Genomic DNA, 15987 nt, shown 5'->3' with positions numbered 1-15987 from the left:
GGGCGAAACATCGCCGACTGCGGCATCGGCATTGTATCGGTTGCGGTTAGAAAAGCGGCACTGCTATGAGTGCCGCTTCATTAGCGTATAAGCTTCGATACTCCGTAATCGGCTGCCAAACCGACCATCATCCACGTGAGGAGGGTCAACCTGCATAGGGATAGGGACGGATGGATATCGAGGTCGATTCCGATATATAGACGTATATAACCATTATCAAGAGTGCGGGCAGATAGAAGCCCGCTTTTTTCGGCATGGTTCTTATCCCTTAGTGATGTCAGGTGCGGGAAGAGGAAGCCCGGTACACGTTATTCGGCTCGGCTCCAAGAACTGCTTATTCATTCGGCTCGTGGCTCGACGGGCCCAACAAATCGTCGTCTTCTTTGTTGTCTCTGACGGTTTTCTGGAGCACGAATGAGGACATCGTCAGGAAGAGAGACGTAACGGCATAATACCCTTGTACGGACAGCGGCTGATTCAAATTGTAGATGCCGATGAACATGGCGATCAAAGCGGTGGCGAAGGCGGCCCAGGCCAGGAAGTTGAAGGCGCCGGTATTCCGTTTTTTGCCGGTGTGCTCGTCTTCTTGGTTGTCGCGGATCGTTTTCTGCAGCACGAAGGCGGACATGGTCAAGTACAAGGCGGCGACCGCGTAATACCCTTTGACGGAAAGCTCTTCCTCCAGCGTATAGATGCCGATAAACATCGCCAGGAACGCACAGGCGAACGAAGCCCATGCCATAAAGGAAAATGCAGCCGTATTTCTTCTTCTCATCATCACTCAACACCTCGATAGGAGTAATTGGCGTCTGAAGCGCCATGCTTGCCATACCGGTTCGCCCGGGCTCGATTTCATTTCTTATCGCTTAGTCTTAGTACCTGCTCTTATAATAATTGCGTGACGGGCAAGCGAATAGTACTAACTTTTCGTAGTACCCGGCATATGGTACACTTTGGGACAGGAGAAACGCTTGCGGCAAAATACGCCGTTTCGGGAGGAGGAACCGAATGTTCGCACAGCAAAGGCATCAGGCGATCGTGCAGAAACTGGAACGGGAGAAGTCGATTAAAGCGTCGGAGCTGATGGAGCTGTTCGGCGTTTCGTTCGAGACGATCCGGCGCGATCTGGAGCATCTGGAAGGTGAAGGGCTGCTGAAGCGCGTCCATGGCGGAGCGGTGTCGAAGCAGCTGGACTACGCCCGGGAAATTCCGCTGACCGTCAGGGAATTGGCGTTCCTCAAGGAAAAAAGCGAGCTCGCCGAGATCGCCTCGCGATATGTAACCGAAGGGCAGTCGATCGCTTTGGACGTCAGCACGACGAACACTGAATTCGCCAAACATTTGAAGCGGAAGGTCGAAAGACTGACAGTCATTACGAATTCTTTGCCTATCGCGAACGCGCTTATCGATATGCCGCATTATACGATCGTACTGATCGGCGGCGTCATCCGCAATGCCGAGCAAAGCATCATAGGCGATCTGGCCGAACAATTCGCCGCCCGATTTCATCCCGATCTGTTCTTTATGAGCATGAGCGGGGTGACGCTGGAAGAAGGGATAACCGACTACGGGTTAGGGGAAATCCAGGTGAAGAAAACGATGCTGAACAACGCCAAACGTACGATCGCGCTTGCGGACAGCAGCAAGTTCGACTGCTTGTCGCTTACGAAAATATGCGGCGCAAACGAAGTGGAGCGATTCGTCACCGATCCGGGCATCGACCGGGAAATCGTGGACAAGTATCGGAAGCGCGGCATCGAAGTCGTATTCGAATAAGCTGTCCGCCAGCGGGCGCATGCCGATTGCAGTCGGATGCGAAATGATATAGCCTCATAAGTAGGGTCGGTCGGCTGCTCTCCGAAGCAGCTGTCCGATCCTTTCTTTTGTTGCGGCGGTGTCGTTACTCCATACGTACTGGGGTGCCCGCAGCTTTAGTACCTACATTCGCTTCGTTTTGTTGCAGGTTGTTGTATTTATGTTTTTTGTATTGCATATATGTGTGTTTGTGTGTTAATTTGTGTGTAGATGTCAAAATAAAGATCGGCTTTGTGAGGGGGATCATCATGTCTTTGCCGATGCTGTCGCTGCTGCTCGTAATCGGTTCGGGATTGGCTCATGCCGTATGGAACTTATTTGCCAAGAAAAGCGAAAGCAAAGCGGTCTTTCTGTGGGCTATGTACATACCGTCTACAGCCGCGCTGCTGCCCGTCATGTGGAAAGAGCTGACGAGCGTGTCCTTGTCCGTAGGCGCTTGGCTCTTGATCGCGCTGTCGGTACTTCTGCAAGGCGTCTATGCATTGCTCTTATCCATAACGTATAAACGAAGCGACTTGTCGCAGGCTTACCCGATTATGAGGGGGACTTCAACGCTGCTTGTGCCTGTGCTCGGTGTCGTGTTCCTGCACGAATCTCTCCCTGCCGTCGGCTGGATAGGCGTCCTTTGTCTGCTTGCGGGATTTGTCGTGATGAGCGGCTGGACGCCGGCGAGGAACCGTCCGCGGTTGTCGCCCGCGCCATTCCTGCTCGCTCTGGCCGTCGGATTATGCACGACAACGTACACGCTGGTCGACAAGCTGAATCTGGATACGCTGTCTCCGCTTGCGCTGCTCGCCGTTACGAATATCGGATTCATTGCCGGGTTGACTCCTTCCGCCTTATTTTCCGGGAAAATAACGGAAATCGTGGTTCGCCAGTGGAAGTCTTTTCTGGTCGGGGCCGTTTTGTCGCCGGGGTCGTATTTGCTTTTCCTGTACGCGATGCAAAATGCTCAAGTGACGTACATCGCCCCGCTGCGGGAAGTCGGCATCGTCTTCGGCGCGCTGCTCGGGATGATCGTATTGAAAGAGAAGCACGGTGCAAGCCGGATCGCGGCATCCGTTGTCGTCGTGACGGGGATATTCTTGATTGCGGTGTCGGGATATTGAGAAGTCCGGCAGCGAGCCAATTGATTCATAAGCGGAGGGATATAGAATGAATTTCGCAAACGGATTGTCCAAGGAAGCTTCGATGCGTCTACCCGACTATCTCCAGGCGGAAATGAAAGAGGTACTCGACCGGTGCAGATCGGAACAAAACGAGGAAACGGTCAGCTTCGTCTTCATTACCGACATTCATCATAGCAAAGGCGGCAACCAGCTGTACACGGTGGAGGCTATCAGACAATTGGCCGGTCAGCTGCGTTTCGATGCGATCGTGTGTGGCGGCGATCATAGCCAGAACGGCCCGAAATCGGAGTTCATGGCCTCCCAAATGGAGCTGATGGACGCGTTTCACGCGGTCGGCCTTCCCTTTTTTCCGCTGAAAGGGAACCATGACGATAATTCCATACACGATCATTATCACGACCCGGATCAAACGGGCAACGTCGTCTTTCCCGGCGAAAGCTATGAATTGTATATTCGGAGAATCGAATCGCTCGTATCGCACGGTCCCGCCCATCCGGATGGGTTGTACTATTATTACGACGTTCCCGGCCGCAAAATGAGAATGATTGTATTGAACTGTATCGACATCCCCTACAAGACGACGGATAAAGGCGGTTTGCAATATAAAGGACAGTGGAAATATGCATTTTCCAACGAGCAGCTGAATTGGATGGCGCATGTTGCTCTCGATTTCTCCGCTAAAGCCGATTCCCGGGACTGGTCTGTCGTCGTTTTCTCCCATGTCGCAATCGGGCAGGAGGAAGTGTTCGGAGCCGATCATCCGGTCGCAGGCGAAAAGGCGATGTGGGGCGTAATCGATGCCTACCGCACAGGGTCAGCTTACCGCTTCGCCGAGACGGACGGGGATTTCGCCATATCGGTCGAAGCCGATTTTTCCAAGTCGGGTCCCGGAATCGTGACGGGGTGCTTTTTCGGCCACGTTCACTTCGATCAAGTGATCGTCAGAGACGGAATCCCGCTAATATCGACGCTGAACGCTACGACTAACCGGGATTTCGAGGAGGCTCCGGAGAGGATCCGGGGGACGAGGAGCGAGACGGCTTTCGATGTCGTGACGATCGATAACCGGCATCGAACGATGCATCTGACCCGGTTCGGCCCAGGCGGCGATCGGAGGGTGCGCTTTGAAGCAGGACATGAATGATCAGGAAAACGGCATGTGCTCGCGATAACGCCGATAAGGGCTGGAAACGAATATATGGGCCGGAGGACTGGAATGCCAGGAGGATAATGGGTTACACTAGGTTCAGTGTACAGGAGCGATCCGCTTCATAGGGAAGGAGTCGTTTAGGTGGCTACACTAGACCAAGCCGTATCCGCCGCCGAATTATGCCGGCAGCATAAACGCAGTACGAAGCTGCAAATCGCGAAGAGAGCGGTATTCATATTCCTCGGGGCGGCACTCGTGTCCGTCGGACTCGAAATTTTTCTCGTGCCGAACAACATTATCGACGGCGGTGTCGTCGGGATCTCGATCATTTGTCAGCATTTGACCGGTTTGCCGTTAGGCTTGTTTTTGACTTTGATCAACTTGCCGTTCCTGTTTCTCGGCTACAAGCAGATCGGCAAAACGTTCGCATTGTCTACGCTGTACGGGGTTATCGTCATGTCCATCGGGACGGCGCTCCTGCATCCGGTCGAACCGATTACGATCGATCCGCTGCTGGCAGCCGTATTCGGCGGGATCATCCTGGGAATCGGCGTCGGGATTGTAATCCGCGTCGGCGGCTCGCTCGACGGTACGGAGATCGTGGCGATCTTGCTGAACAAAAAGTCGCCGTTCTCCGTCGGAGAGTTCGTCATGTTTTTTAACGTGTTCATCTTGGGCAGTGCCGGCTTCGTATTCGGCTGGGATCGGGCGATGTATTCGCTGATCGCCTATTATATCGCGTTCAAGATGATCGATCTGACGGTCGAAGGATTGGACGAATCGAAATCGGTATGGATCATCAGCGACGATGCCAAGACGCTCGGCGACGCGATCCTGCAGAGACTGGGGCGGGGGGTTACCTATTTGAACGGGGAAGGCGGCTACAGCGGCGACGACAAGCAGGTTATCTTTGCCGTCGTCACCCGGCTCGAGCAGGCGAAGCTGAAGTCGATCGTCGAGGAGCTTGACCCCGGGGCGTTTCTCGCCATCGGCAACATACACGACGTCAAAGGCGGACGGTTCAAGAAGAAAGACATCCACTAATGTACCCCAAAAAGTGAAGTGAAGCTTCGAAGAGTATGCCGAGTACTTTTCGGGGACCCCGAGACTTTGCCCCAAAAAGTGAAGTAAAGCTTTGCAGCGTAATCCGAGTACTTTTCGGGGACCCCAGACTTTGCCCCAAAAAGTGAAGTAAAGCTTTGCAGCGTAATCCGGGTACTTTTCGGGGCCCCCGAGACTTTGCCCCAAAAAGTGAAGCACACTTTATATAAAAGACGGACGAGCCTGTAACGGGCACGCCGTCTTTTTCGTTTAGTAGAGACTTGCCAAGGGAAAGGCTTACTCCGCCCTCTCGCCTGCATATTTCATTCTGAATATTCGCGGTGTCATCCCGGTATACTGCCGGAACAGCTTGTAGTAATGGCTCAAATCGTGAATGCCGACGTTTTCGGCGATCGATAAGGTGTTGAGGTCCGTTTCACGAAGCAGCTTTAGCGATGCGTTAATCCTCACTTCATTACGGTATTCCGTGAATGTCTTCCCTACATATTTTTTAAACTTATCGCCGAAACTGGACTGGCTCATCGTGCACATGCGGCTAATTTGCTCCAAGCTGATGTCTTGTGCGTAATGTTGTTCGATAAATTCGCATACGGCTTTGATGGCTTCGGGTTGACTCCGGCGCGGGGGCGGGGCAATAATGCGCTCTTCGTAGCGGCGACTGAGCCACACCAGCATGTCGATCAACTGTGCTTTGATGGAGATTCGATAGCCAAGCGCTTTGCGGCTGAATTCCCCGACGATACGGTCCAGACGCTGCTTCATTTCTTGGTCTTCCAGAACAGAGAGCTTCATATGGGAATCGAAATCGAGCGTCTGGCGAAAAAACGGCTCCACATAAAAGAAATCGAAAAACGGCGTCACATTTGACAACGCTTGCAATTCGAAGGTCAAAAACGACGGAAGAAACAGCACGTTGTACACCTTCAGCGGCATGCCGCCGATCACGTTGTAATCGTGCTCGACAAACGGAGGGACTACGAAGATGTCTCCTGTGGAAATCGGATAAGCGGAGCCTTTGTAAAGATGTTCGCCGTGCCCTTCGGATACGTACACCAATTCAATGAATTCGTGACAGTGAACGGTTCTCGGCCGTTGCGGAGAAGTCGAGAACAAGAACGCTTGGAACGGAAACTCCTCGCTTTCCAAACATGCGCTTTTGGAATAAAGCAACACCGCTCATCCACCTCCACACTTCCTTCAGCCTTCATTATAGAAGAAAAACGGGGTTCCTACAACAAAAGTGATCGTCGCTTCGTCCGCGGAACGCAGACTGCTCCCGGTTGCCCCATTGTCAGGATTCCGCCTAATTTTTGCGGGGAAAACTCCAAGAATTCCGAGCCGGGCTTGTAGTAAGCTCTAAATGGAATCGCATACAAGACATATGATGATCCGATTGATCCGAAAAAAGGGAGGGGTTACCGTGAAAAGGAAGGGGGCACCAGGGGTGCTTGCCGCGGCGCTGCTCGTTACGATGCTGGCCGCCTGCGGAACAACGAGGGAGGCCGAAAGCGGAAACCGCGACGGTGCGGGTTCGTCCGCTCCAAAGCCGGGCGGGAGCAAGGAGCAGGTGGAACTGACCGTGTACAACACCACGCTGCTGTGGGAGCCGGAGGAGTTCGAGAACATGTTTCTCCGGCCGGTGGAGAAGAAGTACCCGCACATCAAGCTGAAATTTGTACCGTATAGACAGTCCAAGACAAACGCGATCTCCGATATGATCGCCAGCGGCGAAACGCCGGACCTGATCATGTCTTCCGTCGGCTCGGTCGAGACGTGGATCAAATCGTTGCAACTGCAGTACGATCTGACTCCGCTCGCGCAGCAGCACAAGTACGATTTGAATCGTCTGGACCCGACGATACTCGATTTGATGCGCATCATATCGGACGGCAAGTTGTACGGCCTCCCGATCTACGAGTCGCCCGCACCGCTGTTCTACAACAAAGATTTGTTCGACAAATTCGGTGTCGCCTACCCGCAAAACAATTTGACCTGGGACGATGTATACGAGCTGAGCCGCAAACTGACACGCAACGAAGGTGGGGTCCAATACCTCGGATTTTATGGCGATACCACCCCGCTCGTGAGACGCAACCAATTGTCTTTGACGGGGCTGGACGCGTCGGGACAAAAATCGGCTTTGCAGACGGATGCGTGGAAGCGTTATTTCGAGACGCTTGTCCGCATCTACCAGCTTCCGGGCTATGAGCGGAACAACGCTGGCGCGATCCAATCGCAGGCCGTCCATAACGCGTTCCTGAAAGACCGGAAGGTGGCGATGTTAATGTCGGGCGCCCAGATCTTGTCGGAGAAGACGGCCGGAGGGCTCAATTGGGACATGGTCGCTTATCCGGGCGACGCACAGAAGCCGGGTGTCGGCGCGCAGCCATATCCGTTCGCGCTGTTCATAGCGGCAAACAGCAAGCACAAAGAGGAAGCGTTCGAGGCGCTGATGCATCTGACTTCCGTGGAATACCAGATGGAGCAAAGCAGGAAGGGCATTTTCCCGACCGTTCTGAAGGACGAGTCGGTCCGCAAGGCGTTCGGAGCGGAGAATCCGTTCTATAAAGGGAAAAACGTGAGTGCGATGCTTCCCGCGAAATATGCGGAGGTGCCGGCGGCCAATTACAGCAAATACGGATCGTTCGCCCTGAACAATGCGCGGGTTGCCCTGGAGAAGGCGCTGGCCGGAACGGGAGATTTGAACTCGCTGCTCAGGGAAGCCGACGAAGCGGCGGATAAGCAAATTGCCGCCGAGAAAAACAAGTAGCTCTGCGTTTCGCGAATCGCGACTACCCGAATGGGAGGAATGGAAATGGAGAAGTGGGACGGAAAGCCGCAAGCCGAACGAACGGATCGCCGTTTGACCCGCAGAAAGCTGCTGGCTTCGATGGGCATGGTTGGAGCCGCCGCGGCGCTCTACGGTGCAGCCGCGGGAGCGGCGGGCAACGAAGAAGGAAGCGCCGGGGGCACTCGCGGGAAGGGAGGGCCGGCGACGCGGAGTGCGGTCGTTCCGGGATGCTGCTGCATACGCACCACGATCGCCGAATTAAGGGCCGCCGCTTCCCCGGGCGCGGATGTCGTCTATTTTATTTCCGATCCCAGGCAGGAAGGATTTTTTTATCGGGATAACTCGGATGTAACCAGCGCAGATAATGGCGGTACGATTCTTGTTGACGGATCCGGAGGGCGTTGGAAACGTCTATATGACGGCAATGTTCAGGTTGATTGGTTCGGGGCAAAAAACGACGGTACCGATGCTGCGGGTACGACAGCCTCCGTTCTAGCAGCTATTCAGGCTATGAGGTCGGACCAAACCACTTTAATCCAGTACATCGGCGGGCCTACGATAACAGCCTATAAATCCGGCACATTAGAGTTCGGGCGCGGTGTTTATGCATTGCTTCCGGACACCTTTGACATTACCCAAGACCTCGGGTTGACGATCAAAGGGCAAGGTTCGCGCGGGAAAAATCAAGCCGTTCCAGCTGCCACGACCTTGCTATTTGTTGGAGCCTCCAGCGGATATGGGTTTAAATTCACCGGCAACGGTGCGAGGTCCGCCCACTTTGAAGACCTCGACATTAACTACAAGGACGCCAATTTTACGGGAGATCTTATAGATTCATTGTCTTGCCCGGGGTTGTCCATGCGCAGAGTGCGACTCGGATGTTTGGGCGGTTTTGCCGCAACACGTGTTCAGAGCGCCAGAAGTCTTATCCGCTCGACCTATGATGAGTTTCTGACATTTGAAAGTGTCATTTTCGATGGCGCTATAGACGGTTGGTGGTCGGATAACAGCAGAACGTTGGGAGGTTCCAATTTCGGCGGCTGGGGAACCACATTCGACAAATGCACCTTCTACGATATTTCTGGAAGATGCATCACGCACAGTGCCACGCGCACGCGAGCCGCAGTTAATGTGCGCGGTTGTGCATTCAATCCTATTAATGTGGATTGTGTGCGTGCGATAGATATTGACAACGTTGAAGGATACGTCATCGAAGGCAGTCAATTTACGCCTAGCACAAGCCGACAACCATCCGAAGAGTGGTTCCGCATTCTCGGCAGTACAGGGCGGGTTTCCGAGAACGCCTTTCAGGAGCCGCCGCTAGACTTGGAACAACCGGAGGCGCTAACCCTAACTCCATGGATTTCAGCCGCAATAGGGTGGCATGCTCCGAGGGTTTGACCTTGACAGGCGGGGTTGTCACCGGCTCGGGAAATGAGTACTCGGCAGGCGCTTTCGGTGTAAATATATCTCCTGCCGCCGTGACGTGTGTCGACATGGGTCCGGATATTTTCAAAGCGGCCATAACTAACTCCTATAAAATACCGGCTGACAGCGCATTGCTGGGAGGGCGAATCAACTACAACGCCGAGCAGGACAATTCGGTGTCAAGATTCGTAAATGCATCGGGCAGGATCAGCATAGACAACGTGGATAGGAGAATCGCAACCGTTGCCTCGTTGCCATCGACCGGCAGCCCATTTTTCACTGGAAGAACGTATAACGTAACTGCGGCAGGTACATTTACTTTGCCGGCTCCGATTTTGGGAACCCGTTTACGCGTAATGAAATCCACAGCCACAGCGCTGACGATTGCGGCGGCGGCAGGCACCGGCTTCGCGGCCGGTGCTGCGTCAACCTGCACATCAGCGGCAGCAACCGCCGGCGAGCTTGGGGCCGGTATCGAGTTTGTTGCACTAAGCGGGACAACATGGATTGCCCAGGTTCTAAGCGGCAATTGGACATTTAGCTAGAGCGAGCCGGGGAAAATAGATCAGATGGCCGAGCATGGTCATCCTTTTCGGGAGTGATGACGGGTGATGAAACATACGTACGGGGTGAACGAACAACCGGGCATTCCGACAAGCTTGCTTTGCAATAGGCGCGATAGCCCGATCGGAGTAGGCGCAGCCGGGCTGCGATTCTCCTGGACGATCGGAGGCGAGCGTATTCGCCGCCAAAGCGCCTATCAGATCCTGGTGGCGGCCGACTTGGGCGATTTGCGCGCAAACCGCGGAACGATGTGGGACAGCGGAAAAACGGACGGCAGCGAGATGGCGCATATTTTATACGAAGGGGCTCCGCTGGAAGCGCAAACGTACTACTACTGGAAGATTCGTATTTGGGACGACACGGGTACGGCTACCGATTACTCCGACCATGCCGTGTTTGCGACCGGCATCGACGGACCATGGCAGGCGCGATGGATCTGGACGGACAAATCGCCGGAGCCGGATTCAGGTTCGGATTCGGGTATCGAACCGAACAATCACGTTTATTTGCGCAAGGAAGTCGCGCTCGCGCCTAAACCGGTCAAGCGCATTGTCGCCTGCGTGTCGGCGGACGACATGTACAAGCTGTATGTGAACGGATCGTTCGTCGGCCAAGGGCCATGCCCGTCCTATCCGGATATCGGACACAACTATAACGGCTACGAGCTGCTGCCTTTCTTCAAATCCGGGCAGCCGCTCTGCATCGCAGTCCACGCCTATTACCAAGGGCTCGTGAATAACGCTCTCGTGAGCGGCGACGGGCGGGCCGGCTGGATCGCCCAGATTCGGGTCGTATACGAAGACGGGACGGACGAGATCATCGGAACCGACGAAACATGGCGGGCGAAGCGCTCGGAAGCATACGGCTGGACGCGCAAACTCGGCTACGATACCGGGTTCGACGAGCAGATCGACGCGCGGGCCGAGCCGCAAGGGTGGAAGGAGGCGGGATATTCCGACGAAGCATGGGAACGGGCGTCCGTGCAGGATGGCGGAAAGTGGAAGCTGTTCGCACAGGAAACCGACGTTCTGCACGTGGAGGAACAAGAGCCGAAGCAGATAACGGAGCTGCCTGACGGGGTACGCTTCGATATGGGCAAGGAAATCGTCGGCATGCTGCGTCTGGTTGTGGAAGGCCGTGCGGGCGACCGTGTGGAAATCCGGCTAGGGGAAGAACTGGATGAAGCCGGATCGGTGCGGTTCGATATGCGCTGCAACTGCGTTTACCGGGACGTTTGGACGATTCGGGACGGCGTACAGACGATCGAGTTTTACGACTATCGCGCTTTCCGGTACGGCGAGGTGATCGTCTTGTCCGATACGGTTACGCTCCGGGCCGTCCGAGCTGTCGTGAGGCATTATCCGTTTGACGATACCGCGGCTTCCTTTCGCAGCTCGGATGGCGATCTGAACGCGTTGTGGGATATTTCCGCGTATTCGACGAAGGTAGGAACGCAAGAACTGTATATGGACTGTCCGAGCCGGGAAAAGGCGAATTATTCGCTCGATACGTATTTGGAGATGAGCGCTGCCTACTACGTCGCCGGGGAATGGAACTTGAGCCGCAGCATGATCGGTTATTTTTTGCAGTCCGACCCGGACGGGAAGCTGCGTTGTATGGCTCCGGCGGGACGACCGCATTATTTTACGGAGTATACGATGTATCCCGTGTTGATGGCGTGGCGTTACTACGAATATACCGGTGACAAGCCGTTTCTGGCCGCGCAGTACGCGAGCCTTTGCCGCGTGCACCGTTACATGACGACATTTGCGGACGAATCGGGCTTGCTGACGCGAACTAACGACACGTTGTGCGATTTGGTGGACTGGCCGGTCAATATGCGGGACGGACATGAGATGCTCCCGGTCAACATCGTACCGAACGCGGTTTATTATGGCATGACGACGGCGTTGGCGGGTATTGCCGCTGCGATCGGCCGGTCCGAAGATGCCGACGCCTATGCGAAAAGCGCCGCATCATTGAAGCGGATGATCAACTCGCGGTTCTGGAACGGAACGATTGGCGCGTATTGTGACGGCTTGGACGGGGAAGGACGGCCGAGCGTCCATTCGTCGCTACACAGCAATGCGTTTGCATTGGCGTTGGGGCTTGTTCCGGCGGAGCGGACGGAGCCGGTGCTGCGACATATCCGATCGAGGGGGATGCGCTGCAATTTGTTTTTGGCGATGTTTTTGTTCGAAGCGCTGTTTGACTATGGCGAGGCGGATTATGCATTGGAGCTGTTGAAAGCGGACGGCGAGTATAGCCCGATGAACATGATCCGCCAAGGCGCGACGACGACGTGGGAAGCATGGGACCTGACACAAAAAGCGAACGCGAGTCTGTGTCACCCTGCCGGAGCGTTTACCGCTTATTTGATCGGCAGCCGGGTGATGGGTGTAATGCCGGCCGAGCCGGGGTTCGCCAAGGTGCGCATCCGGCCGCAAACCGGGAAGCTGCGCAACGCTTCCATACGCGTTCCGACGCCAAGGGGGGCGGTAGAGCTGGCGATCGAGCAGGCCGTGGAAATGGCATACACGATGGAGCTGCAAATCCCGTCGAATACGACGGCCGACGCGTACGTACCGCTCCCTCGGCCGCATGCCGCGGATTGTTTCGTGCTGGTAAACGGGGTTCGGACGCAAGTGGAAAGACACGGCGTATATTTGCTGCTCCGTGACGTGCCTTGCGGCCGGTACCGCATAGAGGCAAAGGCGTGAGGGGGGAATGGATTTGAAGATGAACAACAATATTCTCGTTTTTAAATGACACTTCCGGGGACGGAGAGGAGCCAACCAAAATGAGTACAATCAGAGTTGGGATTATCGGTTGCGGGAGCTTGGGGAAGTTGCACGCCACATGCATAGCAGAGCTGGAGGGGATGGAAGTGCGGGCGTATTGCGACGTGTTCGAGAAAAGCGCACAGGCGTTGCTGGAGCAATTCGGCGGTGCATACGCAACTACAGACACAGACCGTTTCTTCAATGATCCCGAGCTGGATGCCATTTATGTGACGACACAGCATGACACTCACACCGAATACAGCATCCGAGCCTTGGAAGCAGGCAAGCACGTTCTCGTAGAGAAACCGCTCGCCATGACGGCCGAAGATTGTGTCCGCATCGGAGAAGCGACAGTCCGCACCGGAAAGAAGCTGTTTACGGCGTTCAAAATGCGCTACTACGAGCTGCTGTGGAAAGCGAAGGAACTTATTCCGCAGCCGGTAGTCGTGACGATGCAAATGATGGATAACCGTTGGGGCGACACGATTTGGGGCAACGATCCGATCAAAGGCGGCGGCAACGTACTGAGCCAAGGCTGTCATTCCACTGATATTTTGCGCTTCGTATCGGGAGGCGACCCTGTAGAGGTGTATGCAGCAGGTGCGAATTATTACCAGCCGACCGGAGTCATTGACAATATGGTTGCAGTATTCCGCTTCGACAACGGGGCGGCCGGGAGCTTGGTCCAGGGGGATTCTAGTTGTCCGCCGCATACGAGCAAATTTTTTATGCAGCTGTTTGCCGAGAATAAGTCGATCACGATCACGGATCGGTTGACAACGATGATTTATACGGAGGCAGGCAAGGAACCGCAACTGTTCAAAGGAACCGAATCCGGCTTTCTGGAAGAAAATAAAGCGTTTCTGCGCTGTCTGCAGGAGGATGCGCCGGCGCCGATCGATCATGTGGACGGACTGTATGCGACGTTAATGGTGCTGCAAGCGTTCGAATCATTGCGCAGCGGCAAACCGGAGCCGATCAAATCGGTCGTGGAGCAGGCGGTTGCTTCGCTTGCCGGCAATGTGAAATCATGATTCGGATCACGAGAACCGATCATGCGGTGCAAAACGAACCGCTCCTCTCTCCTTTCGGCTTTAAAGGCGCCTATTTGTCCGAGGCGTGGCAGTCCGTCACTTTATTGACCGGCGAGGAGGGCAGGGTCGGAATGGGCGTCGGCGTCCAAAGCGTGCTATGGTCGGATTCCCGGGTACTTGAACGATACGGGGAGTTGGCCGGAAACGAGTTGATGGTCAACTTGACTCGCTTCGCGCTAAAGGCATTGGAAAGGGAGGAGTTCGCAACACCGTTGGATCTGTTGGACCGAATATTTCCGGAAGTGTACGACTATGGCCTGAAATCGATCGGTCTTCCGGATTTGAGAAGCACATTCGTGCTCAATTCACTCGTAACCGTCGATCATGCGGCATGGGGGCTGTATGTGAAAAGTAAGGGGCTCCATTTCGAAGAGTTGATACCGGAACCATACCGATATCCGAAATGGGAACGGCAAACCCGCCTTGGGAGCATACCGCTCATTCCATACGGCATGTCCGAGACCGACATGATCCGGTTACTGAATAACGGGTATTTTTTGTTGAAAATCAAAGTCGGGGCAGATCCGGACCGGGACGGCAGCCAAACCAAAATGCTCGAATGGGACTGCCGCAGGTTGGCCCATATTCACAAGGTGGCTTCGAGCTATGAAACCGAATATACGCAGAGCGGGAAAATCGCTTACTATTTGGACGCGAACGGCCGTTACGACGGGAAAGACCGTATATTCCGATTGCTCGAGTACGCCGACAAGATCGGGGCGCTGGAGCGGATCGTCTTGTTCGAGGAACCGTTTCCGGAAGAGCTCAAAATAGACGTTTCGGATGTTCCGGTACGATTGGCCGCAGACGAGAGCGTTCACGATTTGCATGACGTATCGGAACGAATCGATCTCGGATACGGGGCGTTTGCGCTCAAGCCGGTAGCCAAAACGATGAGTTTGAGCCTAAGGATGGCCAAACTGGCGCGGGATAGAGGCGTCCCTTGCTTCTGTGCCGATTTGACCGCGAATCCCGTTCTTGTTGACTGGAACAAAAATTTGGCGGCCCGGCTCGAGCCGATCCCCGGCCTCAAGGTAGGCGTTATCGAAACGAACGGACACCAAAATTATCGGAACTGGGAACGGATGAAAAGCTGGCATCCGCGTGCCGGCTCCGACTGGATCGAAGCGGACAGAGGCGTATTCCGGTTGAACGACGGCTTCTATGTTCATGACGGCGGCGCCTTGGAGACAGGAATTCACTATGCCGCTTTATGCAGAGGAGGACAATCCGAATGAACAGATTGCGCATCGGTCTCGTTGACCTGGATACGTCGCACCCCGGCAGTTTTATCCCGGTATTAAAAGAAATGGGGCATGAAGTAGCCGCCGTATACGATGGAGGGTCGATCCACCCGCCTGGCTATGCGGAAAAGTTCGCGCAAGATCACGGCATTGCCAACGTCTGCGCCACAATCGAAGACATGGTCGGGCTTGTGGATGCAGCGTTTGTTCACAGCTGCGATTGGGATTTGCATGTCGAACGATCCAGGCCGTTTGTCGAGGCCGGCATTGCTGTCTTCATCGACAAGCCGATTGCCGGGAACGTCCGTCATTTGCGGCAAATCGCGGAGTGGGTCCAAGGGGGGGCGCGCATTACCGGCGGATCGTCCTTGATGTACAGCCGCGAACTGCAGGAATGGCACGCACTCGGCGTACCGAAAGAAGAATGGGTGTACGCGGTTGCAGGCTGTTCCGTTGACGAGTTCAACTACGGCATCCATGCTTTCTCGCTGCTGCACGGCTTGATGGGTCCGGGCGTCAGACATGCCCGCTATATCGGAACGGGAGGCGGCCAACGGCAATTGGAGCTGACTTGGAAGGACGGCAGGCGGGGAATCGTAAGCGTCGGCAAGACGGCAGCCTATTTGCCAAGCTACGCAAACGTAGTGACGCAGAGGCGCGTCGATTTCATCAAAATCGACAGCAGCAGGCTGTACCGAGCCTTGCTCGAAGCGATCATGCCTTATTTGGCAGGCGATGGGCCGGCCCCGTTGCCGATAGGGCAACTGATAGAGGTGGAGCTGTCCGCGATCGCGGCCAAACTTTCTCATGAGCGTGGGGGCGCTATCATCGCGCTGCCTGAAATACCCGACGATTACGCCGGTTATGACGGTGCCGCCTTTACCGTATCTTACAAGGAAATGAAATATCCCAAGGCATAACAAAAC

The 15987-nt window shown here is 54.9% G+C and carries 13 protein-coding genes and 1 pseudogene; 10 read left to right on the top strand and 4 right to left on the bottom strand.

The window, feature by feature from the left end; all coding sequences use genetic code 11:
- Positions 1-334 precede the first annotated feature (334 nt).
- Positions 335-538 carry a YiaA/YiaB family inner membrane protein gene (locus FE783_RS38145; protein ID WP_274381430.1) on the bottom strand — a complete coding sequence of 68 codons (204 nt, stop codon included), beginning with the start codon at positions 536-538 and terminating at the stop codon, positions 335-337.
- A gap of 42 nt (positions 539-580) precedes the next feature.
- Positions 581-775, bottom strand: a pseudogene (locus tag FE783_RS38140) (YiaA/YiaB family inner membrane protein); the annotation flags it as partial.
- 233 nt (positions 776-1008) lie between these two features.
- Between FE783_RS38140 and FE783_RS00670 the strand changes: the two are divergent.
- From FE783_RS00670 to FE783_RS00655, 4 genes are all read left to right on the top strand, one after another.
- Complete coding sequence (locus tag FE783_RS00670) at positions 1009-1776, top strand: DeoR/GlpR family DNA-binding transcription regulator (RefSeq protein ID WP_138877384.1); 768 nt, start codon at positions 1009-1011, stop codon at positions 1774-1776.
- Between the two features lie 287 nt (positions 1777-2063).
- Positions 2064-2924: a DMT family transporter gene (locus FE783_RS00665; RefSeq protein ID WP_238402812.1), complete on the top strand. Its 861-nt coding sequence runs from the start codon at positions 2064-2066 to the stop codon at positions 2922-2924.
- A 46-nt stretch (positions 2925-2970) separates the two neighbouring features.
- Positions 2971-4089 carry a metallophosphoesterase family protein gene (locus FE783_RS00660; protein WP_138877383.1) on the top strand — a complete coding sequence of 373 codons (1119 nt, stop codon included), beginning with the start codon at positions 2971-2973 and terminating at the stop codon, positions 4087-4089.
- 213 nt (positions 4090-4302) lie between these two features.
- Positions 4303-5139, top strand: coding sequence for a YitT family protein (locus FE783_RS00655; protein WP_238402832.1), 837 nt, complete (start codon positions 4303-4305; stop codon positions 5137-5139).
- A 294-nt stretch (positions 5140-5433) separates the two neighbouring features.
- Here the strand turns inward: FE783_RS00655 and FE783_RS00650 are convergent, their stop codons facing one another.
- Complete coding sequence (locus FE783_RS00650; RefSeq protein WP_138877381.1) at positions 5434-6330, bottom strand: AraC family transcriptional regulator; 897 nt, start codon at positions 6328-6330, stop codon at positions 5434-5436.
- Positions 6331-6577: 247 nt separating this feature from the next.
- Here FE783_RS00650 and FE783_RS00645 point away from each other — a divergent pair, with 247 nt between their 5' ends.
- On the top strand, positions 6578-7927 hold the full coding sequence (locus FE783_RS00645) for an ABC transporter substrate-binding protein (protein WP_158301543.1): 1350 nt from the start codon (positions 6578-6580) through the stop codon (positions 7925-7927).
- Positions 7928-7972: 45 nt separating this feature from the next.
- A complete protein-coding gene (locus FE783_RS00640) occupies positions 7973-9349 on the top strand; it encodes a hypothetical protein (RefSeq protein ID WP_138877379.1) in 1377 nt (458 codons plus the stop codon).
- A 178-nt stretch (positions 9350-9527) separates the two neighbouring features.
- On the opposite strand, the gene FE783_RS00635 is transcribed toward FE783_RS00640, so the two are convergent.
- Entirely contained in the window at positions 9528-9812 is a 285-nt protein-coding gene (locus FE783_RS00635) for a hypothetical protein (RefSeq protein ID WP_138877378.1), read from the bottom strand.
- A 175-nt stretch (positions 9813-9987) separates the two neighbouring features.
- Between FE783_RS00635 and FE783_RS00630 the strand changes: the two genes are divergently transcribed.
- The 4 genes from FE783_RS00630 (at position 9988) to FE783_RS00615 (ending at position 15981) form a co-directional block, all read left to right on the top strand.
- On the top strand, positions 9988-12660 hold the full coding sequence (locus tag FE783_RS00630; RefSeq protein WP_238402831.1) for a family 78 glycoside hydrolase catalytic domain: 2673 nt from the start codon (positions 9988-9990) through the stop codon (positions 12658-12660).
- Between the two features lie 80 nt (positions 12661-12740).
- Entirely contained in the window at positions 12741-13757 is a 1017-nt protein-coding gene (locus FE783_RS00625) for a Gfo/Idh/MocA family protein (RefSeq protein ID WP_138877376.1), read from the top strand.
- Positions 13754-15055 carry an enolase C-terminal domain-like protein gene (locus FE783_RS00620; protein ID WP_138877375.1) on the top strand — a complete coding sequence of 434 codons (1302 nt, stop codon included), beginning with the start codon at positions 13754-13756 and terminating at the stop codon, positions 15053-15055. Before FE783_RS00625 ends, FE783_RS00620 begins: the two co-directional genes overlap by 4 nt.
- Positions 15052-15981 (top strand): Gfo/Idh/MocA family oxidoreductase, encoded by a 930-nt coding sequence (locus FE783_RS00615; RefSeq protein WP_138877374.1) that lies wholly within the window; start codon positions 15052-15054, stop codon positions 15979-15981. Before FE783_RS00620 ends, FE783_RS00615 begins: the two co-directional genes overlap by 4 nt.
- The last annotated feature ends 6 nt before the right edge of the window (positions 15982-15987 follow it).

Origin of the sequence: Paenibacillus mesophilus (genome assembly GCF_005938385.1) — a bacterium.
Lineage (GTDB): Bacteria > Bacillota > Bacilli > Paenibacillales > NBRC-103111 > Paenibacillus_AB > Paenibacillus_AB mesophilus.
The sequence above is the reverse complement of the archived record's forward strand: the minus strand, read 5'-3'. Positions and strand labels throughout refer to the sequence as shown.

What these genes read in the sequence shown, in the direction of transcription:
- FE783_RS00670 (WP_138877384.1), top strand. Translation starts at nt 1,009, where the DNA reads ATGTTCGCACAGCAAAGGCATCAGGCGATCGTGCAGAAACTGGAACGG.
- FE783_RS00665 (WP_238402812.1), top strand. Translation starts at nt 2,064, where the DNA reads ATGTCTTTGCCGATGCTGTCGCTGCTGCTCGTAATCGGTTCGGGATTG.
- FE783_RS00660 (WP_138877383.1), top strand. Translation starts at nt 2,971, where the DNA reads ATGAATTTCGCAAACGGATTGTCCAAGGAAGCTTCGATGCGTCTACCC.
- FE783_RS00640 (WP_138877379.1), top strand. Translation starts at nt 7,973, where the DNA reads ATGGAGAAGTGGGACGGAAAGCCGCAAGCCGAACGAACGGATCGCCGT.
- FE783_RS00630 (WP_238402831.1), top strand. Translation starts at nt 9,988, where the DNA reads ATGAAACATACGTACGGGGTGAACGAACAACCGGGCATTCCGACAAGC.
- FE783_RS00625 (WP_138877376.1), top strand. Translation starts at nt 12,741, where the DNA reads ATGAGTACAATCAGAGTTGGGATTATCGGTTGCGGGAGCTTGGGGAAG.
- FE783_RS00620 (WP_138877375.1), top strand. Translation starts at nt 13,754, where the DNA reads ATGATTCGGATCACGAGAACCGATCATGCGGTGCAAAACGAACCGCTC.
- FE783_RS00615 (WP_138877374.1), top strand. Translation starts at nt 15,052, where the DNA reads ATGAACAGATTGCGCATCGGTCTCGTTGACCTGGATACGTCGCACCCC.